Genomic DNA, 15,317 nt, shown 5'->3' on the forward strand with positions numbered 1-15,317 from the left:
TCACCCCAGGGAGGTGGGGACGGAGGTGTGCCAGGCCCAGGCCGTGCGGACGACGGCGTCGAGACCGTGTTCGGGTTTCCAGCCGAACCGCTCCCGGGCGAGTGTCGGGTCCGCCCAGGACGCGCCGGGGTCCCCGGGGCGGCGCGGCGCCGGCCGGATGTCGAAGTCGCGGCCGGAGACGGACCGTACGGTGTCGAGCAGCTCGCGGACGCTGACCGGACGGCCCGCGCCGAGGTTCACCACGCCCGACCAGGGCGTGGTGTCCAGGTGGTCGAGGACCCGGACGTGGGCGCGGGCGAGGTCCACGACGTGGACGTAGTCGCGCAGTGCCGTGCCGTCCGGCGTGGGGTGGTCCTGTCCGAAGACCTCGATCCCGGGGGTGCGGCCGAGTGCGGCGCGGACCGCCGCGGGCAGGAGTTGCCCGGACGAGGCGCCGGTGTACTCCCCGAGGGCGCGGTCGGGGTCCGCGCCCGCCGCGTTGAAGTAGCGCAGGCTGGCGTGGCGCATGCCGGTGACGTCCGCGTAGGAGGCGATCATCCGTTCGCCCAGGTATTTGGTCTCCCCGTAGGGGCTCTCCGGGCGGATCGGGGCGGACTCGTCGACGGGGCAGGCCGGCGGGGTGCCGTACACGGCGCAGGAGGAGGAGAAGACGAAGCGTTCCACGCCGGTGTCGGCGCAGGCGGCGAGGACGTGGTGGGTGCCGACGACATTGACGTCGTAGTAGGTGGTGATGTCGGTGAGGGACTCCTGGGACGATTTGAGTCCGGCGAAGTGGAGGACGGCGCGGGGCCTGAAGCGCCGGAAGACCTCGCGGAGTCCGTCCTTGTCGCGTACGTCGGCGACGGTGAGCGGCACGTCGGCGACGGCTTCGCGGCGTCCGCTGCTGAGGTTGTCGACGACGAGGGGTTCGTGTCCCGCCGCGAGGAGATCGCGGACGGTGAAGGAGCCGACGTAGCCGGCGCCTCCGGTGACCAGGACTCTCATGTGGGGGTGCCTTTCGGTGCGGGGCGGGCCGGGGGTGTGCCGCGCAGTTCCCGGCCGAGGACGAACGCCTCCGCCGCGTGGACGCCCGCCTGCACCCCGCGCAGGGTGGCCTGGGCGCGGACGGCTTCGGCCGAGCGGGGGTGCGGGGGCGCGTGGACCTCGTGGTCGTAGACGGCGAGGGCCCGGCATTTGGCGTCGACGTGGCCGGTCACGTCGTAGAAGACGTGCGGGGTGAACGGGGCGACCAGGTGGGTCTGCTGTTCCGTGGAGGACAGCACCTCGAAGTGCAGGACCTGCCGGACGGATCCGGTGCCGAGCGACCGGGTCTGATAGGTGACCGCGTGGGCGACGAGCCGGTGGTCGGCGTGGATGTCGCCGGGATGATGGGTGAAGACGGTCTCGGGCCGGTGGGCGCGGAGTCGGTCGCCGATCGCTTCGACGGTCAGCCGTTGCGGCAGCTCGCACAGGAGTCTCGCGTCGGGCGCGAGGGCGCCGAACGACACGTCGTCCGCGCCGAGTTCCGCGGCGGCGGCTTCGCAGCGTGAGCGGGCCTCGGCGAGGGAGACACCGGGGTGCCGCAGCGACACTCCCTCGGCCAGGAGGTGCAGGTGCACCCGGGCTCCTTGGGCGGCGAGCAGGGCCACGGTGGCCCCCGCGCCGAGGACTTCGTCGTCGGGGTGGGCGGCGACGACGAGCGCCCTCATGTCGCCGCCGCGGTGACCCGGGGGCGTACCAGCGCGCCCATGGCGTACAGCTCGCGGACCAGCGGGCGGGGCGCGCCCGGGCCGGGGCCGAGGAGCGACGCCGGGTCGCCCGCGGTGACGGCGTCGCGGACGACGGGGAAGGTGTCGGACGGCAGCTCCATGAGCTGCGAGGTGCGCGGTACGAACACGAACCCGCCGTCGCTCTCGCTGCGCAGGCGTACGTCGTCCCAGGTCAGCTCGGGCAGGATCGCGTCGAGGGACAGCTCCCCCAGGGCGAGCAGGTCGAGCCGGTGCACGAGGTACTCGACTCTCCGTTCCAGGCGGTGCCCGGCGAGGATGTCGTCCCGGGCCGCCTCGCCCTGTGCGCGGGCGGCGGCGGGGTCGCGGACGAGGTGTTCCAGCGCGTCGCGCAGGTCCTCGTCGTCGACGACGAGACGGCCGTGCCGTTCGTCCTCGACGAACTCGGGGATGCCGCCCTGGGCGGCGGCCACGACCGGGAGACCTCCGGCCATGGCCTGTTTGAGGGCGAGCGGTCCGGTCTCCGGGAGGGTGGTGGCCAGTACGGCGGCGTCGCCCGCGGCGACCAGGTCGGCCATGGCGTACCGCCCGTCGAGGAAGAGGACCCGTTCGCCGATCCGTGACGCGGTCGCGTGGTCGCGCAGTTCGTCGGCGAGCGGGCCGTCCCCGGGGACGACGACGCGGGTGCGTGAGCGTGGTCCGGCCTCCATCGCGTCGAGCGCGTCGAGGGCCCGGTCGACGCCGTCCTCCCAGGTGAGGGCGCCGAGCAGCAGGAACAGGAAGTCGTCGTCGGGCACGCCCAGTTCGGCGCGGAGGGCTGTGCGGTCGGCGTCGGCGAGCCGGTCGAGGAAGTCCTGGCCGACGCCCGTGGTGACGACCTCGATCCGGTCCTCGGGCAGCACGCCGGCGGTGACGAGCGGCGCGAACTGCCGTTCCCGCTGTTCCTCGGACCCGGCGAGCACGAGTGCGACATCGGCCAGGAGGCCGCGCAGCCGGTCGGCGGTGCCGAGGGGGTGGGCGCCGTGGTGGGCGAGGACGAGGGCCCGCTCTCCCCCGCCGTGCCGCAGTGTCCGCCGCATGACCAGCGCGTCGGGGACGCCGGTGGCCCACACGATGCGGGCGCCGGTCCCGTCGAGTGTGCGGGCGGCGATCTCCAGCGTCCGCGGGGAGGGGGCCGCGAACGCGGGTACGGCGACGGCGGGGATCCCGGCGGGGCCGCACCGGGTGAGCAGGGCGCCGCCTTCCTCGGCGAGCACGGTGACGGCGTGTCCGGCCGCCACCAGTCCACGGGCCTGGTCGAGCAGATGACGCTGGGTGTCGCTCCAGGTCCGGTCGGCGGTGGTGATGACGATGCGCACTAGTTCCGCACCCCCTTTCCGAAGATCCCCGGGCAGGAGCCGGGGATGGTCCACAACGAGTCGAGGTAGCGCAGTGCCTGCCGCCGGTGACTGACCCCGCCGAGCACCGCGTACGGCATCCCGGACGCGTGTGCCTCGCTCAGGCACTGCTCGATGAGGGTCCCCGCGACCGTGAGCGCGAGCCCGCGCGCGGCGGGGGCGAGGGCGATGGACGACAGCATGCCGAGGCGGGCGGTGTCGTAGGAGATGAAGCCGAGGAGCCGGTCCTCGGCGGGCAGTTCCTTGTCGGCGTCCACGACGATCACCGAGGAGACCGGGTCACGGGCGAAGGACCGGTGCACCTCGCTGGCCCAGCCGCCGCCGAAGGTGGTCCGGATCCACCCGGTGAGCAGCAGGTGTTCGCTGGTCTCCGGTCTGCGGATCTGCAGGGTGCGCCCGGCCGCCTCCAGCGTGGGCGCGGGCGGGGGAGGCGTCCAGCGGCGCAGGTCGATGAAGAAGTCGCCCCATTCCAGTTCGGGTACGTCCCGCTCGGCGGCGGGCACCGGTTCCTCGGCGTCGGGCAGCCACCACAGGGCGGCGGCGGCCTGCGGCGGCACCGGGGCGCTGTCGGGGACGTCGACGAGGCCGTAGGCGTAGCCGAGCCATCGCAGGCGCTCCAGGGCGAGTCGGGTCAGCGTCCAGTCCAGCTCGGGGGCGGCCTCGCACCGCGCGGGGCCGACGGTGCCGGGGCCTCGCGCGTTGAGGGTGCACCGGCCGAGCCGGGTGTCCCCGTGCCACAGTTCGACGTGGGCCGGGCTCCTGGCCCCCGCGCCGGGGAGGTGGACCACCTGACGTCCCGCGGTGAGGGCGCTGTCCCCGGCGGTGCAGGCAGGGAGGTCGTAGAGACGGACGAGTGCTTCCGGCATGGTCACTTCACCTCGGCTCCCTCGAAGATCTGCCGGTCGAGGAGCGAGGTCAGCGGAATGACCTCCCGGCCGTCCTCGGCCGCGAAGTCCCAGAAGATCTCCCGCAGCCGGTCCTCGGTGAACTCCTCCTGTTCCACGGCCAGTTGCTGCTGACCCTCGGCCCAGATGCGGTCCACCGGTGCCGTCTTGGTGTTGCCGAGGGGCTCGGCGCTGTAGAGGCGGCTCATGGTCACATCGCCCGTCGCGGAGACCGCGATACTGCTGTCGCGGACGAGGTAGGGGAACATCACCACGTCCTGGTAGGGGCGCAGTTGCTCGCCGGGCACCAGGTAGGGGGCGTTGAGGTTCAGGTCGAAGTCCTTGGCGGGGACGACCCGTTTGAATGCGCGGACCTGGTCGTGGACGGCCATGGTCTCGGCCTCGGTGAGCAGCAGCCGATTGCGTCCGCCGCGGCCGTGGGCGCGGACCAGGATGAGGTCCTGGCGGCGGAAGCCCTCGGCGCGCAGGAGGCGCGTCAGGTCGAACACGTTGTGCTGGTTGGTCTTCATCACGGTCGTGAGGACTTTGAAGCTCGGCACCCTGTCGCGGAGGTAGACCGAGTTCTCCACGACGGTGTCGAAGACGTCTTTCAGACGGACCGCGGCGAAGGTCTCCCGCGTGCCGTCCATGCTGACCCGCACGGACGGGATTCCGCTGTCCACGATCCGGTCGAGCTGTTCGCGGGTGTGACGGGCGGCGTTGGTGATCAGGGTGACGGTGGCGTGCCGCAGTGCGGGCACCACGTCCAGGAGGTCCCAGAATCCTTTGCGGAGGGTGGGCTCGCCACCGGTGAGGGTGATCTCGAAGGTGCCCATACGGTCGAGGTCGAGCATCACCTGCCGTAGCTGCGCGATGGAGAGCATCTTTCGCCGGATGTGTGCCGGGATCTCCCCGGTGTTGGTCCGGCAGTGGATGCAGCGCAGGTCACAGGCGTAGGTGACGTCGATGCTCGCGCGGACCGGAGCGGTGTAGCCAGCCATCAGTCGGATTCTTCCTCTGTCAGGAGACGTCGGGTGATGTCGTCGAGGTCGCGGGTCGCCCACCAGGCGAGGGTCTTGCCGACTCCCTCGGTGATGTCGACGGTCGGTGCGGTGTCGCCCAGCAGGCGCTCCTGCACGGCGGTCGCGGCCCGGAACTCGCTGATCTCGTTGGTGCGCCCGCTCTTGTGGGCCACCTCGGCCTTCGGGGTCACGGTCCGCAGGATCTCGACGATCTCGTTGACCGAGTAGGAGCGGCCGGAGCCGAGGTTGACGACCGGGGCGAAGTCGCTGCCGGCGAGGCCGTCCAGCTTGCGGACGACATCGGTGATGTAGGTGAGGTCGCGGCGTTGCTCACCGGTGCCCTCGACCGGCAGCTCGTTCCTGAGCAGGAGGTTGGCGCAGAGTCTGGGGACGAGGGCGTCGGGCCGTTCACCCGGCCCGTACACATTGAAGAACCGCACGATGCCGACCTCGGTGCCGCCGGCGCTGCGCTGGTGGGCGCGGGCGAGCATCTCCAGGGCGACCTTGCTCGCGGCGTACGGTGAGCGCGGCGACAGGGGCGTGCTTTCCACGGTGGGGAGCGTCGCCTGTCCGTAGACCTCGCAGGTGCTGCCGACGATCACGCGTCTCACGCCGGTGATCGCGCACAGCGCCAGGAGGTGGCGCCCGGAGTCGACGTTGTCGAGGTAGTCGAGGGGCTGCCGGAACGACCGGGGCACGTTCTTGTGGGAGGCCAGGTGGTAGACGAGGTCGATGCCGTCGAGGTCCGCGGCGGTCAGGTCCAGTACGGCCTTCTCCCGGAACTTCCCGGTGCCCTCGGGGCTGATCATCGGCTCGACCCGCAGGTCGTCGACGACCAGCACCTTGGTGTGCTTCGCGGCGAGGTGTCGGGCGAGATGACCGCCGATGAATCCCGCACCGCCGGTGATGAGGACTCCCCCGCTCGCCAGGTTGCCGGGCATGGAGTACCCCCTTTCTCTGCTGGCTTTCTCTGCTGGGTCGGTTGTGGAGCACGGCGCGTGGTCATGAGTCGGCGGTCTGCATCCGCGGTGCGAAGAGCGCCGCGTCGGCCTCGAAGGCCAGCCGCGCCTCCTCCAGTCGCCGAGGTGTGCCGATGTCACGCCACTCGCCTTCGAAGAGGTGGGCGAGGACACTGCGGCCGGCCGCGCGCGCCGTTTCGAGCAGGGCGGGCATGTCGTACGGTTCGCCCCGCGGCAGGTGGTCGAGGATCACCGGATCGAGGACGTACATCCCGCAGTTGACGAGGTGGGTGAGGCGGGGTCTCTCGGTGAGGCCGAGGACGCGGTGCTGTTCGTCGATCTCCACCACGCCGTGCTCGATCTCGGTGTCCCGAGGAGTGACGACGACGGTGGCGTCGGCGCCGGACCGGTCGTGGTGGCGCATCAGCCGCGCGAAGTCGAGGCTGGTGAGCAGGTCGGCGTTCATGACCAGGGCCGGTGTGGGGGAGGCCGGGATCAGGGAGAGCGCGCCGGCCGTGCCCATCCGTTGCCGTTCCACCACGAACCGGAGGTCCAGCCGGCCCCAGTCGGTGTTCTCGCAGGTCCTTCTGATGAGGTCGGCCTGGTGGCGGAGGGCGAGCGTCACCTGGGTGAATCCCGCCGCGCGCAGCCGCCGCAGCACATGGTGCAGCAGCGGTGTCCCGCCGAACTCGATCAGGGGTTTGGGGGTGGCGGTGGTGACCGGACGCAGCCGGCTCCCCTCTCCTCCCGCCATGATGACGGCCTTCATGTCGGCATCGACGCACCCTTCTTCGTGGTCCGCCCGGCTGACGCTCCGGGCCGGTGAGAGGACGGGACGGGCGGGGGGACCCCGCCGGGAGCCGCTCGCGTGCGGCGGCCGAGGCTCAGACCTGGTAGCGCCGGGCGTCGAACCGGTGAAGGTTCTCGGCGACCCAGCGGGAGGTCAGCCTGAGCCCCTCTTCGAGGGGGACCAGCGGCTTCCACGAGGCCAGGGAACGTGCCCGGGCGTTGTCCGAGCGCAGGCGCTCCACCTCGCTTCCCCCGGGCCTGACACGGCCGGGGTCCACGACGACCTCCGCGTCCTTCCCCGACGCGGCGATCAGCGCCTGGGCGAGACGGCCGATCGTCAGGGAGTGACCCGTGCCGAGGTTGACGACCTCGCCGACGGCGTGATCGCACTCGGCCAGCGCCAGGAACCCCGCGGCGGTGTCCGTGACGTAGGTGAAGTCACGGCTCGTGGTGAGTGAGCCGAGCTTGATCTGCCGTGCTCCCGCGTGCAGTTGGGCGAGGATCGTCGGGATCACCGCCCGCGCGGACTGCCGGGGTCCGTAGGTGTTGAAGGGCCGCACGACCGTGACGGGCAGCTGGAACGCGTGCCAGTGGGACAGCGCCATCATGTCCGCGCCGATCTTCGAGGCCGCGTACGGCGACTGCGGCTGAAGCGGATGGTCCTCGGCGATGGGCACGGAGCGCGCCGTTCCGTACACCTCGCTCGTGGAGGTGTGCAGAAGGCGGCGCACGGAGTGCCGGCGGCACGCCTCGGCGACGTTCTCCGTGCCGCCGACGTTCGTCTGGACGTAGGCACCGGGGGACACATAGCTGTACGGCACGCCGACCAGCGCCGCCAGATGGAACACCGTGTCGCAGCCCGCCACGGCGTCCATGACCCGTCCGGCGTCCCGCACGTCCCCGGCGATGATCTCGACGGTGTCGGAGCCGTCCGGATAGTGGGCGAGGTGGCCCTTCTCGGCGTAGGGCTTGTAGTGCGTGAGGGCCCGCACCCGGGCACCCCGTTCCACCAGCAGATCGACGAGCGTCGACCCGATGAACCCTTCCGCGCCGGTCACCAGAACGCTGCGGCCGGCCCAACTGGAAAGAGACACTGGCGCTCCTCTAGGGCATAGGGACATGAAGGCGTGAAGGCATGAAGGCGTGAGCACATGAGGGCATGAGGGGCGTGAGGGCATGAGGGGACGTGGAAGGGACAGGGAGGGCGTGAGGGGGAGGGAATCCGCCTCGCCGGACCCGGTGCCGCCGGGCGGCGGACCGGGTGTCAGGCGCGGTCCGGCGCGCGCCCGGGTGATCGCGTCGGCGCGACCGCCCCGGCGTCGGCGTCCGGGCCCTCCCACGGGCCGACCCGGACGCCGGACACCGGCGTCGACGCCCCTGCGGCTACGTCCGTCCCGGCGTCTCTAGCCGAGCGCGGCCGGCCGTACGAGGACGCCCAGGGCGTGGAACGTCTCGACGTACGGGGCGGCGCCCGCGGGCAGGCCGAGGAGGCGTCGCGGATCGCGGTGCCGCACGGCGTCCCGCAGGACGGCGAGGACATCGCGCGGCAGCCCGGTGAGGGCGGGTATTCGGGGGCCGGAGTCGACGCCCCGGTCCGGATCGTCCGGCCAGGACATCTCGGCGAAGGCGAGTTCACCGAGGACGGTGTCCAGCGGGAGATGGCGGATGGCGTGCCGGTCCAGGCAGTGCGAGAGGTGCCGGGCCTTCTGCTCGAAGAGATGTCCGCCGAGGACGGTCCGCCGTGCGCGCCGTCCGAGTTCGGCCGCCAGCGCGGGCTCGGCCGCGAGGCGCAGCATGGCCCGCGTCAGTTCGTCGTCGTCGGAGACGAGCAAGCCGTTCTCCTCGTCCGTGACGAACTCGGGAATGCCGCCGGTCCGTGAGGCGATGACCGGACGTCCGATCGCCATGGCCTCCTTGAGGGCGAGTGGCTGCGGCTCCGGCACGACGGTCGCGAGTACGGCCACGTCCGTCGCGACCAGGGCGGGCGCCACGTCGGGGAGATGGCCGGTGAAGAGCACGCGTTCGGTCAGGCCCGATTCGCGCACCAGCGTGCTCAGGGCCTCGCGTTCCGCACCGTCTCCGGTCAGCAGCAGCAGTGCGGAGGGGCAGGACTCGCTCACCGGTTTCATCGCGCGGATGACCCGGTCGATTCCCTTTTCCCACGACAGCCGAGAGGAGACGGTGAAGACGAAGGACCCCTCCGGGATGCCCAACTCCCGGCGGGCGGTGCTGGATTCGAGCGCGGTCAACCGTTCCACGAACTCCCGCCGCACGCCGCTGGTGACGATGACGAGGTCTCGGTCCTCCTCCTTGTGGGGGAAAAGGCGCTCGCGCTGCTCGATGGAGGTGGCGATGGTGAGGTGGGCCCCGTCGGCGAATTCCCTGGCGTCGCCCTTCTCCTCCAGCGGGAAGGCCGACAGCCGGTACAGGACCGTCATCGGTGTCGTCCGCGCGCCCTTCAGCGCCCGGTTCACCACGGCGGCGTCATGGCGTCCCGTCGCGCACAGGATGTGCGGTTCGGCCGCCGCCACCTCCCGGGCGACGACGGCCGCGGCCTGCGCGGGGTGGGTGGCGAACGGGGGCACGGCCAGGAGCGGGAAGCCGTGCTCCGTGAAACGGGCCGCCGCCATCCCCTCGCCCTCCATGACGGGCCGGACCTCGTGACCGAGTCGCCGCAGCGCGAAGAGCGTGTCGAGCATGAATTGATGCTTTCCGCCCCAGACACGGTCGGAAATGGTGACGAGAATTTTCACGGCGACGTCCTGGATGGAAGTGCAGCAGCCGACACCCGAATACCCCGGAATACACCGACGCACCTGTGCCCTGAATTTCAAAAGCCACAGGAAAGACCACAGTCAACCGGAGTCAAACCTTTTACCAAAGGCCACTCTCATACCGCGTCTCAACAACCGTTCCAGGCAGCTCACTTCGAGGCCCGCATCGGTCATTGCCACGGAATCCTGTTTCCATTGTAGGCGGAATAAGGCAAATCAGATTGACCAATGCAACGTGACCGAGGTCACGTTTGGCTGCCGTATTCCTCTTCCGGGGCAGGTCGGCACGGCAAAGACGTCCGATGAAATATGCGGCCAGCCCATGCGATGTGACGAGATTCTGCCCCTTCTCGTATGTTTTCCGGCCGTTGTCTCCCCCATCGCCCGGCCAGACCCCGCGACGCCGGGATGATCCCCACGACAGGCCCTAGCGGAGTGCCGCCACCGACTGCTCGCCCTCCGGCTCCTCCGGTCCTTCGGGGTGGCCGATGAAGGTGCGCCACAGACGGGCGTAATGGCCGTCGAGGGCGAGGAGTTCCTCGTGGGTGCCGTCCTCGGCGACCCGGCCGTGGTCCATCACCACCACCCGGTCGGCGCGGGCGGCCGTGGTCAGCCGGTGCGCCACCACCAGGGTGGTACGGCGGCCCGCGAGCCGGTCGGTGGCCTGGTTGACCTGTGCCTCGGTGGCCAGGTCGAGGGCGGCCGTCGCCTCGTCGAGCAACAGGACGTCCGGGTCCACGAGTTCGGCGCGGGCCAGGGCGATCAGCTGGCGCTGCCCGGCGGAGAGGTTGCGTCCGCGTTCGGCGACCTCGTGCAGGTAGCCGCCCTCCAGGCGGGCGATCATCTCGTGCGCGCCGACCGCGCGGGCCGCCGCCTCCACCTCGGCGTCGGTGGCGGCCGGGCGGCCGTAGGCGATGGCGTCGCGGACGGTGCCCTGGAAGAGGTACGCCTCCTGCGGGACGACGCCGAGGCGGTGCCGGTACGACGTCATGTCCAGGTCCCTGAGGTCCGCGCCGTCGACGGTGACCCGGCCGGAGGTGGGGTCGTAGAACCGGGCCACCAGCTTGACCAGGGTGGACTTGCCGGCGCCGGTCTCGCCGACGAAGGCGACGGTCTGCCCGGCGGGGACGCGCAGGTCGATCCCGGTGAGGGCCGGCTCCGCCCGGTCGGCACCGTCGGCGGGGCCGTAGGCGAAGTGCAGGTCCTCGAAGGCGATCTCGCCGCGCAGGGAGCCGACCTCGCGGGGGGTGCGGGCGGAGCGGGTGGAGGTCGGCTCGCGCAGCAGTTCCTGGATCCGGCCGAGGGAGACGGACGCCTGCTGGTAGCCGTCGAAGACCTGGGAGAGCTGTTGCACGGGGGCGAAGAACAGGTCGATGTAGAGGAGGTAGGCGACCAGGGCGCCGGTGGTGAGGGTCGCCGCCTCGATCCGGCCGGCGCCCACGATCAGCACGGACGCGGCGGCGGCCGAGGAGAGGAACTGCACGAACGGGAAGTAGACCGATATCAGCCACTGGCCGCGGATACGGGCCCGGCGGTAGCTGTCGCTGTGCGCGGCGAACCGCCGGCCGCCGTCCCGCTCGCGGCCGAACGCCTGCACGATCCGCAGTCCGGCCACCGACTCCTGGAGGTCGGCGTTGACCGTCGACACCCGCTCACGGGCGAGTTCGTACGCCTTCACGCTCGCCTTGCGGAAGAAGTAGGTGGCGACGATCAGCGGGGGCAGGGTGGCGAAGACGACGAGGGCGAGCTGGAGGTCGATGACGAGGAGGGCGCCCATGATGCCGAAGAAGGTGACGATCGAGACGAACGCGGTGACCAGGCCGGTCTGGAGGAAGGTGGACAGGGCGTCCACGTCCGTCGTCATCCGGGTCATGATGCGGCCGGTCAGCTCGCGCTCGTAGTAGTCGAGACCGAGCCGCTGGAGCTGGGCGAAGATCTTCAGACGCAGGGAGTAGAGGACGCGTTCGCCAGTGCGGCCGGTCATCCGGATCTCGCCGGTCTGCGCGACCCACTGGACGAGTACGGCGATCAGCGCCAGCAGCGAGGCGGCCCAGACCGCGCCGAGGGCGGCCTCGGTGACGCCGCTGTCGATGCCGTGCCGGATCATCACCGGCAGCAGCAGGCCCATGCCGGCGTCCACGGCGACCAGGCCGAGGCTGATGAGGAGCGGGGCGCCGAAGCCGCGCAGCAGGCGTTTGAGGCCGTAGTGGGCCTCGGGGCGGACCGCGCGGGCCTCGTCCACGCCGGGGACGTCGGTGGCCGGGGGCAGGGCGTCGACCTGGGCGAGGAGTTCGGGGGTGGCGGGGCTGCCGGCCAGGGCGAGGTCCTTGGGCGCGCGGTCACCGGTCCACAGGGTGGGGGTGATGCCGCGCTCGGCGTCGAACTCGGCGTCCAGTTCGGCGCGGACGGAGGTGTCCTCGGGCGGGGCGGCGGGCAGGGCGTGGCCCGGGGAGACCCCGCCCAGTTCGTCGGGGTCGGTGAGCAGCCGGCGGTAGAGCGGGGAGCGTTCCTGGAGTTCGTCGTGGGTGCCGAGGTCGGCGAGGCGGCCGGAGTCCAGGACGGCGATGCGGTCGGCGAGGCCGAGGGTGGAGCGGCGGTGGGCGATGAGCAGGGTGGTCCGGTCGCGCATGACCTCCTTGAGCGCCTCGTGGATCTCGTGCTCGACGCGGGCGTCCACGGCGGAGGTGGCGTCGTCCAGGACCAGCAGCCGGGGGTCGGTGAGCAGGGCGCGGGCGAGGGCGATGCGCTGGCGCTGGCCGCCGGAGAGGGTCAGTCCCTGCTCGCCGACGGTGGTGGCGTAGCCGTCGGGGAGTTCGGTGATGAACCGGTCGGCCTGGGCGGCGCGGGCGGCGGCGGATATCTCCTCGTCGGTGGCGTCGGGGCGGCCGTAGGCGAGGTTGGCGCGGACGGTGTCGGAGAAGAGGAAAGAGTCCTCGGGGACCAGTCCGATGGCGGCGCGCAGCGACTCCTGGGTCAGTTCGCGCACGTCGTGGCCGCCGATGAGGACGGCGCCGTGGGTGACGTCGTAGAAGCGCGGCAGGAGGAGGGAGACGGTGGACTTGCCGGAGCCGGAGGCGCCGACGACGGCGAGGGTCTCGCCGGGGCGGATCTCGAAGCTGAGGCCGCGCAGGACGGGGGTGGAGTCGTCGTAGGCGAAGGAGACGTCGTCGAACTCGACGGTGGCGGGGGCGTCGGCGGGCAGTTCCTTCGTCCCGTCGGCCAGGGAGGGCTCGGTGTCGATCAGCTCCAGGACGCGTTCGGTGCCGGCGCGGGCCTGCTGGCCGACGGTGAGGACCATGGCGAGCATGCGGACGGGGCCGACGAGCTGGGCGAGGTAGGTGGAGAAGGCGACGAAGGTGCCGAGGGTGATGTCGCCGCGGACGGCGAGGTAGCCGCCGAGGGCGAGCATGGCGACCTGGCCGATGGCGGGGACGGCCTGGAGGGCGGGGGTGTAGCGGGAGTTCAGGCGGATGGTGCGCAGGCGTCCGGCGAACAGCTTGCGGCCGACCTCGCGCAGCTTGCCGGTCTCCTGCTCCTCCTGTCCGAAGCCCTTGACGACGCGGACGCCGCTGACGGCGCCGTCGACGACGCCCGCGACGGCGGCGGCCTGGGCCTGGGCGTACCAGGTGGCGGGGTGCAGCCGGGAGCGGGAGCGCTTGGCGATCCACCACAGGGCGGGGGCGACGGCGACCGCGACCAGGGTCAGCGGCGGTGACAGCCAGGCCATGATCGCCAGGGAGATCACGAACAGCAGGACGTTCCCGATGGTCATCGGGAGCATGAAGAGCAGGCCCTGGATCAGCTGGAGGTCGCTGGTGGCCCGGCCGACGACCTGGCCGGTGGACAGCTCGTCCTGACGCCGCCCGTCGAGCCGGGTGATCGTGTCGTACATGTCCGTGCGCAGGTCGTGCTGGACGTCGAGGGCGAGGCGTCCGCCGTAGTAGCGGCGGATGTAGGTGAGGGCGTAGACGACGAGGGCGGCGGCGATCAGCAGACCGGCCCAGACGCCCATGGCGCGGCTCTTGTCGCCGATCACGTCATCGATGATCACCTTGGTGATCAGCGGGACCAGGGCCATGACCGCCATGCCCGCCAGGGAGGAGCCGAGGGCGAGGATCACGTCCTTGGGATGCCGCCAGGCGTACCCGGCGAGCCGTCGTACCCACCCCTGTCCTGCTGCCACGCCGCCGCCTCTTTCGTCGTCCGTCATACACCCGCTCCTCCAGTGGGCGGCAACACGAAACCAACCGGATTTCATCCCTCCGCAACATTCGGCCGCGGACACCCGGCACGGTTCGGCCGCGATCGCTCGTCTCCGTCCGGCCGCGATCGCTCGTCTCCGTCCGGCCGCGATCGCTCATCTCCGTTCGGCCGCGGTCACTGGCCGCGTACGGCCGCGGACACCGGGCGCGTACGGCCGCGGACACCCGGCACCGTTCGGCCGCGATCCCCCGGCCGCGGCGGGGGCCGGGCCCTCCCCCCTGACGAGGGTCAGGTCCGTTCCCTGACGATCGGCGGATACGCCGGCCCGGTCCGGCTTCCTACGCTCCCCCGGTACGCGAGAGACCGCACAGGGAGCAGGACGTCAGCGTGAACGGCAACGGACACGGCAACGGGAACAGGAAGAGGACCGGGTGAACATCGTCGAGGCAGCGTTTCTGGGGGCCGTGGAGGGACTGACCGAATTCCTTCCGGTGTCCAGCACCGGTCACCTCACCCTTCTGGAGAGACTCCTCGGTCATTCCACCGACGACCCCGACATCACGGCGTTCACGGCGATCATCCAGGTGGGCGCGGTCCTGGCGACCATCCTGTACCTGCGCAAGGACATAGCCCGCCTGCTGCGGGCGTTCTTCCGGGGCGTCGCGCGCCGTGAGGAGCGGCGCGACCCGGACTACCGGTTCGCCTGGGCGGTGATCATCGGCTCGATCCCCATCGGGATCGTGGGCCTGGTCTTCAAGGACCACATCGAGACGACCCTGAGGAGCCTGTACGTCGTCGCCATCGCGTTGATCCTGTGGAGCGGGGTGCTGTGGTTCGCGGACCGCAGGGCCACCCAGACCCGGGGCGAGCGGGACGTCACCTGGAAGGACACCCTGATCATCGGCCTCGTGCAGTGCCTGGCCCTGATCCCGGGCGTCTCCCGCTCGGGCGCGACCGGCTCGGCCGGGCTGCTGCGCGGCCTGGACCGCGTGACGGTGACCCGGCTGTCGTTCATGCTCTCCATCCCCGCGCTGACGGGGGCGGGCCTGCTCCAGGTCGTCGACGAGTACGACGCGATCTCGAACGGCGTCGGCTGGCCCGCCACGATCACCGCGACCGTGGTCAGCTTCCTGGTCGGCTACGCGGCGGTGGCCTGGCTCCTGCGCTTCATCGCCCGGCACACGTACAGCGTGTTCATCTGGTACCGGGTGGTGGTGGGTGTGGTGATCCTGGTGCTGCTGTGGACGGACGTGATTCCGGCGACCTGACGGGGGTGGGGGTGGGGGTGGGGGCGGGGGTCACTCCGGCAGGAGGCGGAGGTCGTAGAGGCGAGTGATCCGGTTCGGGTTCTCGTTGTCGTCGCTGGCCGGGAGGAGCTTCAGGCGGCCCGCTCGGGTGCCGGTGAGGGTCATCGTCGGAGTAGCCCGCGAGGTGGACGGACGGGGAGCAGGCGCCGCCCGGACCGCGGCCGGTGGACGTGGCGGCGGCCGGACCGCGGCCGGTGGACGTGGCGGCGGCCGGACCGCGGCCGGTGGACGTGGCGGCGGCCGGACCGCGGCCGGTGGACGTGGCGGCGGCCGGAC

The 15,317-nt window shown here is 71.6% G+C and carries 11 protein-coding genes; 1 reads left to right on the forward strand and 10 read right to left on the reverse strand.

What is annotated here, in order from left to right; genetic code table 11:
- The 10 genes from galE to ACIQNG_RS06400 form a co-directional block, all read right to left on the reverse strand.
- A complete protein-coding gene (gene galE, locus ACIQNG_RS06355) occupies positions 1–984 on the reverse strand; it encodes a UDP-glucose 4-epimerase GalE (protein WP_401482850.1) in 984 nt (327 codons plus the stop codon).
- Positions 981–1,688: a PIG-L deacetylase family protein gene (locus tag ACIQNG_RS06360; protein ID WP_401482851.1), complete on the reverse strand. Its 708-nt coding sequence runs from the start codon at positions 1,686–1,688 to the stop codon at positions 981–983. The genes galE and ACIQNG_RS06360 overlap by 4 nt, the downstream gene beginning before the upstream one ends.
- Positions 1,685–3,064, reverse strand: coding sequence for a glycosyltransferase family 4 protein (locus ACIQNG_RS06365; protein WP_401482852.1), 1,380 nt, complete (start codon positions 3,062–3,064; stop codon positions 1,685–1,687). The genes ACIQNG_RS06360 and ACIQNG_RS06365 overlap by 4 nt, the downstream gene beginning before the upstream one ends.
- A complete protein-coding gene (locus ACIQNG_RS06370; protein WP_401482853.1) occupies positions 3,064–3,969 on the reverse strand; it encodes a GNAT family N-acetyltransferase in 906 nt (301 codons plus the stop codon). Before ACIQNG_RS06370 ends, ACIQNG_RS06365 begins: the two co-directional genes overlap by 1 nt.
- Positions 3,970–3,971: 2 nt before the next feature.
- Positions 3,972–4,988, reverse strand: coding sequence for a radical SAM protein (locus ACIQNG_RS06375; protein WP_401482854.1), 1,017 nt, complete (start codon positions 4,986–4,988; stop codon positions 3,972–3,974).
- On the reverse strand, positions 4,988–5,950 hold the full coding sequence (locus tag ACIQNG_RS06380; protein ID WP_401482855.1) for an NAD-dependent epimerase/dehydratase family protein: 963 nt from the start codon (positions 5,948–5,950) through the stop codon (positions 4,988–4,990). The genes ACIQNG_RS06375 and ACIQNG_RS06380 overlap by 1 nt, the downstream gene beginning before the upstream one ends.
- A 61-nt stretch (positions 5,951–6,011) precedes the next feature.
- The gene (locus ACIQNG_RS06385) at positions 6,012–6,737 is read right to left on the reverse strand and encodes an NDP-sugar synthase (RefSeq protein WP_401482856.1); all 726 of its coding nucleotides are present in this window, start codon (positions 6,735–6,737) and stop codon (positions 6,012–6,014) included.
- 115 nt (positions 6,738–6,852) lie between these two features.
- Positions 6,853–7,851 carry a GDP-mannose 4,6-dehydratase gene (locus ACIQNG_RS06390; RefSeq protein ID WP_401482857.1) on the reverse strand — a complete coding sequence of 333 codons (999 nt, stop codon included), beginning with the start codon at positions 7,849–7,851 and terminating at the stop codon, positions 6,853–6,855.
- A 309-nt stretch (positions 7,852–8,160) separates the two neighbouring features.
- Complete coding sequence (locus ACIQNG_RS06395; protein WP_401482858.1) at positions 8,161–9,456, reverse strand: glycosyltransferase family 4 protein; 1,296 nt, start codon at positions 9,454–9,456, stop codon at positions 8,161–8,163.
- Positions 9,457–9,958: 502 nt separating this feature from the next.
- Positions 9,959–13,741 carry an ABC transporter ATP-binding protein gene (locus ACIQNG_RS06400; protein ID WP_401482859.1) on the reverse strand — a complete coding sequence of 1,261 codons (3,783 nt, stop codon included), beginning with the start codon at positions 13,739–13,741 and terminating at the stop codon, positions 9,959–9,961.
- 424 nt (positions 13,742–14,165) lie between these two features.
- Between ACIQNG_RS06400 and ACIQNG_RS06405 the strand changes: the two genes are divergently transcribed.
- A complete protein-coding gene (locus tag ACIQNG_RS06405) occupies positions 14,166–15,002 on the forward strand; it encodes an undecaprenyl-diphosphate phosphatase (protein WP_401482860.1) in 837 nt (278 codons plus the stop codon).
- Positions 15,003–15,317: the final 315 nt, after the last annotated feature.

Source organism: Streptomyces sp. NPDC091377, assembly GCF_044757045.1.
Taxonomy (GTDB): domain Bacteria; phylum Actinomycetota; class Actinomycetes; order Streptomycetales; family Streptomycetaceae; genus Streptomyces.